Source organism: Ruegeria sp. CDSB086 (assembly GCF_059611065.1).
Genome location: NZ_JBXWOV010000001.1, coordinates 633,816 through 646,643, shown reverse-complemented (window position 1 = coordinate 646,643; position 12,828 = coordinate 633,816). Strand labels below are relative to the sequence as shown.

12 protein-coding genes are annotated in these 12,828 nt (G+C 56.2%); 2 read left to right on the top strand and 10 right to left on the bottom strand.

Annotated elements, in window-relative coordinates:
• Window positions 1-85: 85 nt before the first annotated feature.
• Window positions 86-520, top strand: a complete 435-nt coding sequence (locus AC2FIO_RS03200; protein ID WP_058278005.1) for an ion channel — start codon at window positions 86-88, stop codon at window positions 518-520.
• On the opposite strand, the gene cls is transcribed toward AC2FIO_RS03200, so the two are convergent.
• From cls to AC2FIO_RS03185, 3 genes are all read right to left on the bottom strand, one after another.
• Window positions 517-1,929: a cardiolipin synthase gene (gene cls, locus AC2FIO_RS03195; protein WP_472723822.1), complete on the bottom strand. Its 1,413-nt coding sequence runs from the start codon at window positions 1,927-1,929 to the stop codon at window positions 517-519. The two genes, AC2FIO_RS03200 and cls, sit on opposite strands and share 4 nt — an antisense overlap.
• A gap of 24 nt (window positions 1,930-1,953) precedes the next feature.
• Window positions 1,954-2,928, bottom strand: a complete 975-nt coding sequence (locus tag AC2FIO_RS03190) for an HAD family hydrolase (RefSeq protein ID WP_496695574.1) — start codon at window positions 2,926-2,928, stop codon at window positions 1,954-1,956.
• Window positions 2,929-3,001: 73 nt separating this feature from the next.
• The gene (locus AC2FIO_RS03185; RefSeq protein WP_282168262.1) at window positions 3,002-4,612 is read right to left on the bottom strand and encodes an arylsulfatase; all 1,611 of its coding nucleotides are present in this window, start codon (window positions 4,610-4,612) and stop codon (window positions 3,002-3,004) included.
• A gap of 194 nt (window positions 4,613-4,806) precedes the next feature.
• On the opposite strand from AC2FIO_RS03185, the gene AC2FIO_RS03180 reads away from it, so the two are divergent.
• Complete coding sequence (locus tag AC2FIO_RS03180) at window positions 4,807-5,487, top strand: Crp/Fnr family transcriptional regulator (RefSeq protein WP_282168263.1); 681 nt, start codon at window positions 4,807-4,809, stop codon at window positions 5,485-5,487.
• Window positions 5,488-5,489: 2 nt separating this feature from the next.
• Here the strand turns inward: AC2FIO_RS03180 and AC2FIO_RS03175 are convergent, their stop codons facing one another.
• The 7 genes from AC2FIO_RS03175 to AC2FIO_RS03145 form a co-directional block, all read right to left on the bottom strand.
• A complete protein-coding gene (locus tag AC2FIO_RS03175; RefSeq protein WP_496695571.1) occupies window positions 5,490-6,713 on the bottom strand; it encodes a hypothetical protein in 1,224 nt (407 codons plus the stop codon).
• Window positions 6,710-8,215: a VWA domain-containing protein gene (locus AC2FIO_RS03170; protein ID WP_496695570.1), complete on the bottom strand. Its 1,506-nt coding sequence runs from the start codon at window positions 8,213-8,215 to the stop codon at window positions 6,710-6,712. Before AC2FIO_RS03170 ends, AC2FIO_RS03175 begins: the two co-directional genes overlap by 4 nt.
• Entirely contained in the window at window positions 8,212-9,141 is a 930-nt protein-coding gene (locus AC2FIO_RS03165; protein WP_496695568.1) for a VWA domain-containing protein, read from the bottom strand. The genes AC2FIO_RS03170 and AC2FIO_RS03165 overlap by 4 nt, the downstream gene beginning before the upstream one ends.
• A 53-nt stretch (window positions 9,142-9,194) precedes the next feature.
• Window positions 9,195-9,668, bottom strand: coding sequence for a DUF4381 domain-containing protein (locus AC2FIO_RS03160; protein ID WP_496695566.1), 474 nt, complete (start codon window positions 9,666-9,668; stop codon window positions 9,195-9,197).
• Window positions 9,665-10,612, bottom strand: coding sequence for a DUF58 domain-containing protein (locus AC2FIO_RS03155; RefSeq protein ID WP_496695564.1), 948 nt, complete (start codon window positions 10,610-10,612; stop codon window positions 9,665-9,667). The genes AC2FIO_RS03160 and AC2FIO_RS03155 overlap by 4 nt, the downstream gene beginning before the upstream one ends.
• A gap of 17 nt (window positions 10,613-10,629) precedes the next feature.
• Window positions 10,630-11,607: an AAA family ATPase gene (locus tag AC2FIO_RS03150; RefSeq protein ID WP_109311855.1), complete on the bottom strand. Its 978-nt coding sequence runs from the start codon at window positions 11,605-11,607 to the stop codon at window positions 10,630-10,632.
• Window positions 11,608-11,715: 108 nt separating this feature from the next.
• The gene (locus tag AC2FIO_RS03145) at window positions 11,716-12,828 is read right to left on the bottom strand and encodes an acetoin utilization protein AcuC (protein WP_496695561.1); all 1,113 of its coding nucleotides are present in this window, start codon (window positions 12,826-12,828) and stop codon (window positions 11,716-11,718) included.

The window sequence follows — 12,828 nt, the reverse complement described above, 5'->3', positions numbered from 1 at the left end:
GAACATGGGTGATCGGGTTGTCTCAGCCGGAAGTGCAGGTCATTGTGAGGCGATCTGTCGTCGGTACTATTCAGGATGCGAAAACATGACCTTGTCACAGCAGATCCTTTGGGGCAGCACGTTTCTCGGGCTTTGCTTTCTGGTCGAAATCTTTCTTCTGACTCTGTGCACGCTGGCCATCAACAGGCTGATCGAGCGTTGGGAAGCCAGAGGCGCCATTTTGGCAACGGCCGGTCCAATTGCAACCGCGCTGGCCTTTATCGTCGCGACCCACACCATTCAGGTCTGGATTTGGGCCATCGTCTGGGTTTTCGGCGATGTATTGCCCGACTGGAATACGGCGCTTTATTTCTCGCTGGTCTCATTCACAACGCTTGGCTACGGCGACATCGTCTTGGGTGAAGATCTGCGGATTTTCGGTACCTTTGCTGCAGTTACAGGCCTGTTGGCCTTTGGGTTGTCCACGGCCTACATGGTCGCCCTTATGACCCGGGTGTTTCAGGAAAGGTTCATGGCCTAAAGGATGGGTGAGAATAATCGCGCCAGCGGAGCGCCGAGGCGTATGTGCACTGGTTGCTGTTCCAGATAGCGCGTCAGCTCATAGCTTTTGGCAAAGTCTTTTTGCAGCATCGCATCGACTGCGGCTGTGGTCTGGGGATCAAAGAACAGGGCCATTGCCTCGAAATTTAACCGAAATGATCGATTGTCCAGATTGGTCGTGCCTACTGCGGCCAGTGAGTCATCCACAACGAAGACCTTTTGATGCATGAAGCCGTCTGTGTAGCGCAGGACTTGTGCACCGCAGGCGCGAACTTCATCAAAATAGGCAAAAGCCGCCAGCCACGGCAGGCGGTGATCAATGACATCAGGAACAAGAATGCGCACATCGACACCGCGCAAAGCCGCGTGTTTCAGGGCGGTCATGATATCGATGTCGGGTACGAAATAGGGTGACGCGATCCAGATCCGGTTCCGCGCCTCTGTGATGGCGGCGAAGAACATCATCGACCCGGTTTCGGTTTCATCGCCGGGGCCTGTCGCGACTAGCAGCGCATTGATGTCCTGGTCCGCCTCGGACCCAGCCCAATCCAACTGGTCGATCAGATCTTCTTCATGCGCCCAATGCCAGTCTTCGATAAAGATCAACTGCAATTGCCGGACAATGTGACCGGTCAACCTGACATGGGTGTCGCGCCAATGTCCGAAATGCGGGTCCTGGCCCAAATACTCGACCCCGATGTTGTGACCACCGATGAATCCCGTTTCGCCATCGATAACAACGGTTTTGCGGTGGTTGCGGTAGTTCAACTGGAAACGGAATTTTGGTCCGCGTTGTTCATGCGGATCCGAAACGGCGATACCGGCCTCGCGCATCTCTTCGATGTAGTCCTTGGGTAGGGCGTAACTGCCGACGGCATCCATCATGAACCGGACGCTGACACCGCGTTTGGCTGCTTCGATCAGCTTGTCTTTCAGTTTCTGACCCAACGCATCGGCGCGTACGATGTAGAACTGGATCAGAACGTAAGTCTTGGCTGCGTCGATGGCCTCAAAAATCGCATCAAAGGTGGCTTGCCCATCCACTAGCAGCTCTGCCCCGTTGCCGCGCGACACGGGCATATGCGCCAGCGCCTCGAACGGTTTGGGGTTGATAAGCAATTTGTCGGCATCGGGCGTTGAGTAGTCGGCGAAAGTCTTGATCCCCTGAACCACGCGCTGGCTTTCCTTGCGCGCGATACGGTAGCCCCGAAATCTATGGTGTCCCAAAAACAGGTAAAGCGGCACGCCAAACATCGGGGCCGAGATCAGAAAGACCACCCACCCGACCGCGCCCTGAGGTGTCCGCGCGGTTTGGGCCGCGCGTACAGAAAAGAAAACTGCTGTTGTGTAAAGCGCAAAGACGAAGGCGGAAACAAGCAGTGTCCACATGGGGTTATCGGGCTCCGTGGTGGTTCAGTTTGCCCCAGTGTAGATGCGTGACCAGTCTTGCGCCATATCTACAATCACCCAACCCATGTCTGGCCCTTTGTCCAATCCATCGACCAGTTTGCCGATTGGGCTTTCCCGGTCATAGGCCCATTCACGTTCTGCATCGGTATGGTGAATCAGAACACCCAACCGTGGGCCATCGCCTGTGGTGGTCCATTCCAACATGGCAAAATCGCCATCCGAATTCCCCCCGGCCAGAATCGGGCGTCTGCCGATCGTGCGCTCGATGTTGATCGGTTTGCCTTCCTTGTCGTCCACAAAAGCGATGCCATCAGCTTTGGTAATGACCGGTCCACCGTCCGCGCTGTCATAAGTGGTGTCCATGTATGTACCCAGAATCTGTTCGGGCGGAATGCCATAGGCGTCTTCGGCGAAGACGCGCATAAAGTGCACTCCACCGCCGGAGACAATGTAGGTCTTGAACCCTTCGTCTCGCAAATACCGCAGTAACTCGACCATCGGCTGATAGGTCATCTGGTCATAGGGCAGTTCGGTTTCCGGGTGCCGGGCGGTTTCCAGCCAGTCGGCGACGGCGCTTTGGAACTCGTCGACCGTGACGCCGGAATGAGAGGCATTCAACACCTCGATCAAGGCATCATGACCACCTTCCGCGACCGTCTTCAGATCGCCTGTCGCAGCGGCCTGCAAAACGGGCGTAGTCAGGATCGAAGGGTCATCCTTAGCCATCTGAGCCAGCCGATCCATAGCAAAGATCAATTGAAAATACACAGGTTGTTCGGCCCAAAGCGTGCCGTCATTGTCGAAAACGGCGATCCTTTCTGCTGGCGTCACATATTCAGGGCGCTGCGGGTCGGTCACGGCGGCGACAAACTCGATGATCCTTTCTTTGCTTTCGGTCTCAGTCCAACTGGGCAGAGGGTCAGCAAGCAGAGACAGAGGGACACAGGACAGCAGGGCGCTTAGAATTAAATGTCGCATGAATTTCTCGTTCAATTTCAAGATGAAAAGGGCCGCCTTTTAAAGGGCGGCCCGATTGGATTTTAGATACGACTTAGTTGTTTGTTGGCGTCGTCAGCTTGTCCATGACCTGATCCAGGTTGAAGCTTGCCGCTTTCTGGCGCGGCGGGAATTCCTGGAAGGTTGCCAGGAAGTTGCCCACGTATTCCTGAGCAGGAACCAGGAAATACGCCCGATCCAACAACCAGTCATAATATGTGTTGGAGGTGCGATAGGCGCGCTCATAAGGGTCACGACGCAGGTTCACGATCAGAGGAATACGCAGCTCGGTCCAGGGCTCGATCCAAGCGCGCAGGGTTGCCCATGCTTTCTGCTCAAGGAAGATCAGCTTCCAGTCGTCATAGCGCAGAGCCGTCAGGTCACCATCATCCGAGAAATAGAAAATCTCGGCGCGTGGGCTTTCGGTTGTTTCGCCGGTCAGCATGGGCAGGATGTTATATCCATCCAGATGCACCTTGTAGTCACGGCCCATACCGGACGAGCTATAGCCAGTTTTCAGCTTTTCCTTGATGTCCGGGTCGCCAGCAACCGCCAGGTATGTCGGCAGCCAGTCCATGTGGTGCACGATCTCATTGGTGATCGAGCCCGCTTCGATCTGACCAGGCCAGCGAACCATTGACGGAACGCGCCAGCCGCCTTCCCAGTTGGTGTTCTTTTCACCCCAGAACGGCGTCGCAGCAGCATCCGGCCATGTGTTCATATGCGGACCATTGTCGGTCGAGTAATGCACGATGGTGTTGTCCGCGATGCCAAGCTCGTCCAGAAGGTCCAGCAGTTGCCCGACATGCATGTCATGTTCGATCATGCCAGCGGTGTATTCGTCAGCAACGCCTCCAAAGATCTCGTTGGCCTGTTGGCGCATTTCATCTTTGACGTGGGTACGGAAGTGCATGCGCGTGCCGTTCCACCAGACATAGAAGGGCTGGCCTTGTTCATTGGCCCGCTTGATGAAGTCTATCGCGGCTGCGACGGTTTCATCGTCAACGGTTTCCATGCGCTTCTTGGTCAACGGGCCGGTGTCTTCGATGGTTCCGTCCGCTTTGGATTTAATCACGCCCCGCGGGCCATAGGCTTCACGGAAGGTACGACCATCGGCCAGAACCGCATCGCCCGGATAGTCTTCATTCTCCGGTTCTTCTTCGGCGTTCAGGTGGTAGAGATTTCCGAAAAATTCATCAAAACCGTGGTTTGTCGGTAAATGCTCATCTTTGTCGCCAAGGTGGTTCTTACCAAACTGACCGGTCACATAGCCGTGGTCCTTCAGCAATCCGGGAATAGTCGGGTCTTCGACCTGCATACCCAGATCAGCGCCCGGCAGGCCAACTTTTGACAGGCCCGTGCGGAAAACAGACTGGCCCATAATGTAAGATGAACGACCGGCGGTGCAGGATTGTTCACCATAATAGTCGGTAAAGATCATGCCTTCTTTCGCGACGCGGTCGATGTTCGGGGTTTGGTATCCCATCAAGCCCATCGTATAGGCCGAGATATTGGATTGTCCGATGTCGTCGCCCCAGATCACAAGAATATTGGGCTTTTGATCCTGGGCCCAGGCGGGCAGGGCCAGCGCAACCGCGACGGAAGCTACGGCGAATTTGCGCAATGTGCCGCGCCAACTATCTGCAATCAATAGGGGTGGTGACATGGTCTACTCCTGAATTGGCCGGATCTTAATGATCCGTTGATCTAAAAGTAATTGATGGCGGCGATTATCTTTTCCGCCAACAACGTATTGATTCCCGGTAGGAAAAATTCACATTACGTCGAGAATCGAATAGCCTTACCTTAGGCTATGACAATGCTCGGAAACCTATCATATGATGAGATTGATGAATACTAATGTTTGAAAATCCGCGTGACCGACAGGTACTGCTTGCCTCAGGGTGGTTCGGGGCGCGAGGCGCAAGCTTTCAATCGGATTTGCTTGCATGTGCGGTCGCAAAATCTTTCGATGAGGGTGAGGCGCTGTATAACTACGGAGATCCCGCCAACGGGGTCTTTGCGGTTCTAGAGGGTTCCGTTCAAATCACTGCACCTGCGGATGATGGACAGGACTTCGTTGTCCACAGACAGGGTGGCGGGTTCTGGATCGGTGATCTTGCGTTGTTAGCCGAGTCCAACCGACTGGTAAGTGTTGTTGCGACACAGAAAACGCGGGCATTGTTTTTTCCGTCGCGGCGGCTGGACCGACTTGTTCGTGACAATCCCGAATATGTTCGTGATTTCTATGCTTTATCGCATGAGAACATGCAAACTGCGTTGCGCATCATGGCAAATCTGGCAGTGACCGGGGCGGAAAAACGGTTGGTTCTCCGCCTTTTGCACCTGGATGAAGGGGCCTCAAAATCCGATGGGTGGATCGTCGTGTCACAGGATGAACTGGCCGAAATGGTGGCCGTATCGCTGCCTACGCTACACCGTAAATTGCACAACTTGGTAGAGCTGGGATTGATCGAGCTTGGGTATGGCCGCGTACGGCTTAAGGATAGGCGCAAGTTGATCGCCGCCTGCCAGTGCTGACCCTACGGGTTAAGCGGCGGTAGCTGGTTCCGAGCGCGGTGTTCCGTCTGTTTCATAACCTTGAGTTCGGACAATGCCGCTGCCCAAGCCTCGGGTTTTGAGCCGGTGCGGGATGAGTATCTTGCGGCCCCGATCCTAGCCAGTTGCTCTTCCAGGCCAATTGCCATGTCGGGGGTATCGCTGCGCAGTTTCCACAACTCCAAGGCAGAATAAGACATTGAGATATCATTGGCTTGCAAGGCTTTCCTCAATGCATCCAGCGCAAAGTCCGAAGATATTTGATATCTGTCGCGCCGCGCCTGTTTCCAACTTGTGACACGCGGACCAAGAAACCGTACAAATGCCCAAAGAGCTAGTGTCAAACCGGCCGCCAAGGCAAGCAACCTGAAAATCGTATCCGCATCCGGCGGCTGCCACTTCGGTGGAGCAAGCGTTAGATCAACCGCGTCGATATCAATTTTCTCAACCTGATTGGTGTCCAGATTGTACCACCGGATCGTGATAGGCTGCAGTTGGGTCTGGCCACCTTGTTGCGCAAGATAGACGATCTCATCAACGCGCTGGCCAGACAGAACACCCCGGTCTTCGCTTTCGGTAAAACGCGGCTCTTTCGGATAGGCGCTCAGAAGCGGGTCCTGTATGCCGGGGATCAATTCAGGCACCAGAAGGGGCGTCGTGCCGACAATTTTGGCAGTCAGGCGTCGAGTGATTGCAGCCCCGTTTTCCATTTCGGTTGATCCGTCGATCTGCTGGTCGACCGTGAACCCCGTGGCCAGGATCAGCGGGTCCAGATCGCGAGCGCCCTCTGGTACAACGGCGTTCAAGGCCATTTCGGGCAAGGGAACACTGACCGTCGTTGGAGCATTCGTTTCGGGATCGGCAAAGGTCACCACAACCTCTTGCTTGCCGAATTCAATCGGCCCAGCCTGAAGCGGATACAGACGGTAGCTGCGTTGAACACCGGACCAGGTCTCGCCATCCACAGTTTCGCTGATTGGGCCGGAAGCACGCTCAGGCAGGCGAACAAGCATGTTTTCTTGTTCGAGCGACGGAAAAACCGGCGGGGACGGCATGAAAGTGGGGACAAGTACTTTTATCCGTACGATGGCCGGTTGCCCGACAGTAACCGGATCGGTCGGTGCCTCGGCTGTGACCTGCGGTTGAACACCTGTCTGCGCGCCCAGTTGTAGCGGGAAAAACAGCATGAGGAATATGAGGTATCTCATTGCTGCTGCTCCTGATTTTCCAACAGGAAGCGATTTCGCAGAAAGTCCTGCATATCTGTGTCGATCGTGCTGACCCACTGATCGGCAGACATAGCCTGCGCACCTTCGGTCGGGGCCTGAATGGTCGTGTCCTCGCCGCGCCCGGCTTCATTGTCAAAGACTGTGTCATCGGCCCCGATGCCCGCTTCTTCGCCTGTGTCCGACTGCTCCCGGGTTGTTTCAACGAAGTCGAGGATGGCTTTGGAAACTTCCAGGTTGTGCTGCGCTTCGGACCAGTCTGGTCGACGCTCCAAAGCTGTTTCAAACGCTGCTATGGCCGGCCTGTACTCGCGGTTTCGAATGCGTGCCATTCCCTCGGAAAAGGCGGCCTCAGGCGTGTCCAGTTCGGCAAAGACTGCCGCGGCTTCGGGGTACTGACCTGCCTTCAGCTGTGCATACCCCTTGTGATATGGGTCTCCAAACAGCTCTGCCGCCTGAACGTAGCGTTTCTGGTTCATCGCAATCTGTCCCTGTTGATCCGGGGTCAGGAACCAATCTCGCCAACCATCGGCTTTTGCGGGTCCTGATGGAGCCGCAAAAGTCACTGCCAGCAACAACAAACGGATCACCCAACCGCGCCGGAACCAAAGCAACGACAAAAACGCGGCGGGCCAAGCCAATAACCACCCTCTGTCCTGCCAGTCCAATCGATCATCGTCGTCCAGCGCCGCAGTATAAGCTGATTGAATTTGACGCTCTAAGCGATTGATATCACGTTCATCGTTAGAGAATGGAACAACCGTCGCGGTCCTCAGATCACTTAACTGAGCGATGTTTTGACCGTTCGGCAGCATTGTCAGAAAAAACACGGGCACGGTTGTGTTCTCAAAAGCAGAGAGTTGAGACGGGTCCAGATCGTCCAGAACAAACAAAACTGCGCCGGGTGTATCACTGTCGTTCAGGATCGTTTCGGCAAGGGTCAGTGCGTCTGCGGCTGCATCCCCTTGTTTTGGCATGACTGCTGGCGCGAGGCCCTCCAAAAGCGGGCGCAGGATGTTGGCATCCTCGGTCAGGGGCGCAACGCGGTGTGGGGTTCCGGCGTAGGCAATCAACGCCGTCTGTGCTCCGACACGCGCATTGATAAGATCAGTCACTTTGAACTTGGCCCGATCCAGCCGGGATGGTGGCAGGTCCGGGTCCTCCATACTGTCCGTGACCTTCAGTGCTATTACCAGCGGTGCCGTGTCCGCGACCAAAGGGTTCGGGGCCCGTGACCATGTCGGTCCGGCCGCGGCTAAGGTGACAAAGATTGCTGCGATCATCGCGACGTCTATCGGGTACACACGCTTCTTGTTTTCTGCCCCCAGGGTCAGGGCGGCGGCAAGGTGCGGCGCGATGCCGGTTATGGATTGGGAGTGCGAATTGGGTTTGGGCCGCATCACCCACCAGAGTATCGCAATAGGGATGAGGAACAGCAGCCAAGAGGCTCGCAAGAAATGGAAATCCGCCAACGCGTCGCTCATGCTGCACCTCGGCGCCGCTGGATTACAAGTTGACCGGTCATAGTGACGAGCATTGTCAGCAATGCCAACGCAAGCGGGTAATGTGCAAGGCTTTCACGTGGTCTATAGCTTTGTGTTTCCACGACGCGGGGATTGAGTTCGTCAATGCGTGCGTATGTGTCAGCCAATGCCTCTTCGTCGTCTGCAAAAAAGTATTCGCCGCCCGTACGGTCTGCAATGTCCTTCAAGGCATCCAGATCCACCCGGTCCTCGCCCGAGGCGTCTGGATCACCAACGCCGATCGTGTAGATGACGACGCCTTTCTCGGCCGCGATTGCTGCGGCGTTTACCGGCGTCATGCGGCTGGACGTATCCGCCCCGTCGCTTAAAACGATCATCAGGCGCTGGTCGACCTCGCTGGAGTCAAAGGTGCGTATGCCCAGACCAATTGCATCCCCCAACGCGGTATTGGGACCGGCCATGCCAACTTGAGTTTGATCCAGGAACCCATTCAAACTGTTCAGATCTTCGGTGAAAGGGGCTTGAACAAAGGCCCGAGTACCAAAGATGATCAAAGCCATCCGGTCGCCTTGGCGTTCGGCAATAAATTGACGCAGCACATCCTTAACCGCGGCCAGTCGTTGCTTTGGAGCGCCGTCCGTTGTTGTGAAGTCCCGCTGGTCCATTGATCCTGAAATGTCCAAGGCAAGCACCACGTCGCGCGCCGACTTTTCGATAACCAATGGTTCACCAAGTTTTTCGGGGCGGGCCATGGCTGCTACCAAAAGAAGCCAGATCAATGCGATCGTGGCGGCCTGAAACCGTGCTCGGCGGGGAATGACGGATCCTGACTTGGGTTCAACTCCAGCGGCCTGTGCGACATGGCGAAAGAATGGGATGCGGATCGAGCTGCTTTTTTCGCGATACGGTGGGGCAAGCCGATACACTAAAAATGGCAACGGGAGCAGGAGGAAAACCCAAGGCGCGGCAAAGGAGAACATCAGGCTGTCCTTTCCCGCTTATGGGATTTGATCCAATTTCGCGCGAGGATTTCCAGATCAGGATCGGCTTTTGCATCTCTGTATGGTGCTTCCACAAGTTGGCGGCCAGCGCCATCAGTAAAGGTAACATTATCAGAGGTTTGGTTTAGTAAGTTGGTCCATTCTTTTCCATGCAATGCAGCGACTTTCTGACGTGGATACGCGACCAGAGCCGTGCGGCGGAGTATTTCGGCTATCTTTGCAGCGTTGTTGTCTGACGCGGCCAATTCGATCAACGCTTCACGTCGGTATGCATTAAACTGTCGGTGGCGAAGAAAGGCATAAACGCCAAGGATGATAAGCCCAGCAAGGATTAAGGCCAAAACACTCCACCCCCAGGTTTGGGGCACCATGGAAATAGGCTCGGGCACCGGGGCAGGTTCCAGCATGTCCAGCAGGTCAACCAGTGATTTGCCTTCGACATCGACGCTCATCTTCGGCCTCCGGGATGACCAAATAGCTTGAGCAACTGGTCGAGCGTTGGTTCCGCCGTGGTCAGCGGTACTACGGGAAATCCATAGCGGCGCGACCACGTCTGTAGCTGGGCAAGGCGATCTTCCAGCGTTGTTCTTATTCGGTTCGACAAGTCGGGGTCCGAGCTGTCGAGTTCAATCTGACGGTCGCCATCGGACACCGTAAGCCGAAGGTTCGGGGCAAGTTCGCGAGAGCTGGGGTCGGAAATATTGAACAATATCAGATCATTCGAGGCGGAAAGTCTGCTAAGTAGTTTCTCTGACACCTCGTTCAGCCCATCGAAATCGGAAAAGACACACACCAAAGTATTGGTATGCGCGATCCGCGCGGCCTGTTTCAGAACATCATCCAACGCCACGGTTGGTTCATCCCGCAGCGTTGCACGTAGGTTTGAATTCAGCGCGCCCACCGATGACAGGAACTGCGTCAGTGCAGCGGGTCGGCGTTGGGGTCGGTGCTCGGCCACATCAGTATCGCCAAAGACGATCCCGCCGACGCGGTCACCTTGCCCCAGCACGCGGTGCGCCGCGATCGCCGCGGCTTCGGCCGCGATGACCGATTTCATGTAGACTTGTGTGCCGAAAAACATCGAAACGCGCTGGTCCACTAGCAAAAGGGCGGGGCGGTCGCGTTCCTCGGTATAGACCCTAACATGGGGCTCTCCGGTGCGCGCGGTCACTTTCCAGTCGATCGTGCGGATATCATCCCCGGGCAAGTAATTTCGCAGTTCCTCAAAGTTCAGACCGCGCCCGCGCAAGCGTGAGGCATGCCGGCCGTTTAGGATCGAACGGACAGGTTGGCGGGGCAGCAGGCTGATCGCGCGGGACTTTGGGCCCAGCTTTAACAGGTGGTCCGCATCAACGTGTATGCGTGGGTCGTCGGGATATGCGGCGGTCTGGGACACGCGGCGTTCCTTTGGTTTCAGGGCAGCGCAACAAGCTGCAGGATTTCCGAAATCACATCATCCGCAGATTTGGCGCTGCCTTGTGCCTCGAAGCTCAGGGTGATGCGGTGGCGGAATACATCATGTGCGATGGCGCGAATATCTGCCGGGTCGACATAATCGCGCTGGTTCATCCAAGCATGCGCGCGACCGCATTTGTCCAAGGCAAGCGAGGCGCGCGGGCTGGCACCGATGTCGATCCAACCGGCCAGTTCTTCACTGAGCGCGCCGGGCGTTCGCGTGGCTTGCACCAGATCGGCCATGTAGCGGTCCATTGCGTCGGATACGTGGATCTGACCGATTTCAGAACGCGCGGCGAATACGGCGTCCTGCGGGATTGTCGGCGGCGCTTCATTGGTTGCGCCTTTACCCGCCGCGATTTCCTCGCCCCGAACCAGACGGATCACCTCAACCTCATCCTCGACTGGGGGGTAAGTGATTTGAACATGCATCAGGAACCGGTCCATTTGCGCTTCGGGCAAGGGATAGGTGCCTTCCTGTTCAATCGGGTTCTGGGTTGCCATCACAATAAACAGCGGTTCCATTTTATGCGTGGTTCCCGAGACCGTTACCTGCCGTTCCTCCATCGCTTCAAGCAACGCAGCCTGAACTTTGGCGGGGGCGCGGTTGATCTCGTCCGCGAGAACGATATTGGCGAAGATGGGGCCTGGCTCGAACCGGAATGTGCCACCGTCATCGGTCTGCTGAAACACCTCGGTCCCGGTGACGTCCGATGGCAGCAGATCCGGAGTGAACTGAATCCGGCTGAAACGTGCATCCAGGTTGCGGGCCATTGCCTTGACCGCGCGGGTCTTGGCCAAACCGGGAAGCCCTTCGATCAGCAAGTTTCCGTTGGCCAACATCCCGATCAGAAGGCGGTCGATCACGTCAGTCTGTCCGATAATGGATTGTCCCATTCGGGCTTTGAGATCATTTATCTGATTAAGTGCATTCATTTGGTGGGTCCAATCGACGTCAATTTTCCAAACTGACTTTGTGATTTTGTGCGGAAATTAGAAAATGTGTCGTAACAGCGGTATGTTAGCAGCCTTTATTTCGCCGATCTACTGTGAAATCCGCGCGGTCAGTCGGCGCAAATCTTCCTTCAGTTCTGGTCGGATAGGTCCGTGATTTGGCGCGTCGCGCAGCGTTCGAAGCCAGTGAATCGGAGGATTTCGGCCAGCTGCCCGGTTCCAGGTCAATGCGTCGAGGATGGCTTGCGCGTCCGCCTCCAGCATTTCGGGGATGTCGAAGTCGTTCAAGGTGGCCCAAACACCAGTCCACAAGCGGCCAACTGACCACGGGTTATAACCGCCTCCGCCCAGGACCAGAACGCGGGGCGCAAGACCTTTCAGTGCGGCGACGGCTTTCCAGTGAGAATTGTTGGACAGCGCCAGGCGCGACAGCGGGTCCTCGGCAACCGCATCGGCGCCGCATTGCAGGACAAGGGCTTGCGGTTTGAAGGCCTCAGCCGCGGGCAGGATCAGCTGGTCGAGAATGGCGCCAAATTCATCATCGTTGAGGTTTCTGGACACCGGAAGGTTAAACGCCGCGCCGCCTGCATCATCATCAAGCTTGCCGGTGAACGGCCACCGTCGGCCTTCATGAATGGAAATCATCCGAACCGTTTCCAAACCCTGAAAGGCGGCCTCGACCCCGTCGCAGTGATGGGCGTCGATATCGACGTAGACAATCCGGTCCAGGCCCATTCGCAACAGTGTCAGGATCGCCAAAACCGGGTCGTTCAGATAACAAAACCCATTGGCACGGTCGGGCAGGCCGTGATGTGTTCCGCCCGCAGGGTTGTAAACGATGCCGCCATCGCGGATCAGTTCAGCGCCCAACATTGATCCTCCGGCCGCAGTGGCGGGGCGTCTGTACATCTCTGGGAATACCGGGTTGGACAGCGTGCCCAGCGCATAGGTCGAGCGTACATCATCCGAGACGCTTTGAGCTCTTTCCGCGGCCTGCAGCGCATCTATGTAGTCCGGCGTGTGAAAGCGGTGCAGCGCGCCGGGTTTTGCGCGGGGGCTGACCCTGTAATTTTCCGAATTGATCCAGCCCAGCGCGCGGCACAGGTCCATGACGGTGGAGACGCGCGGGATAGCCAGCGGGTGTTTTGAACCATAGGTCGAATGGCGATAGATCTCGGACCCTATGAAGATCGGGTTTTGCAC

Bases quoted from the DNA above. Each gene is read 5' to 3' on its own strand.
- cls (WP_472723822.1), bottom strand. From the start codon at position 1,929: ATGTGGACACTGCTTGTTTCCGCCTTCGTCTTTGCGCTTTACACAACA.
- AC2FIO_RS03150 (WP_109311855.1), bottom strand. From the start codon at position 11,607: ATGAATGCACTTAATCAGATAAATGATCTCAAAGCCCGAATGGGACAA.
- AC2FIO_RS03170 (WP_496695570.1), bottom strand. From the start codon at position 8,215: ATGAGCGACGCGTTGGCGGATTTCCATTTCTTGCGAGCCTCTTGGCTG.
- AC2FIO_RS03175 (WP_496695571.1), bottom strand. From the start codon at position 6,713: ATGAGATACCTCATATTCCTCATGCTGTTTTTCCCGCTACAACTGGGC.
- AC2FIO_RS03160 (WP_496695566.1), bottom strand. From the start codon at position 9,668: ATGAGCGTCGATGTCGAAGGCAAATCACTGGTTGACCTGCTGGACATG.
- AC2FIO_RS03200 (WP_058278005.1), top strand. From the start codon at position 86: ATGACCTTGTCACAGCAGATCCTTTGGGGCAGCACGTTTCTCGGGCTT.
- AC2FIO_RS03180 (WP_282168263.1), top strand. From the start codon at position 4,807: ATGTTTGAAAATCCGCGTGACCGACAGGTACTGCTTGCCTCAGGGTGG.
- AC2FIO_RS03190 (WP_496695574.1), bottom strand. From the start codon at position 2,928: ATGCGACATTTAATTCTAAGCGCCCTGCTGTCCTGTGTCCCTCTGTCT.
- AC2FIO_RS03185 (WP_282168262.1), bottom strand. From the start codon at position 4,612: ATGTCACCACCCCTATTGATTGCAGATAGTTGGCGCGGCACATTGCGC.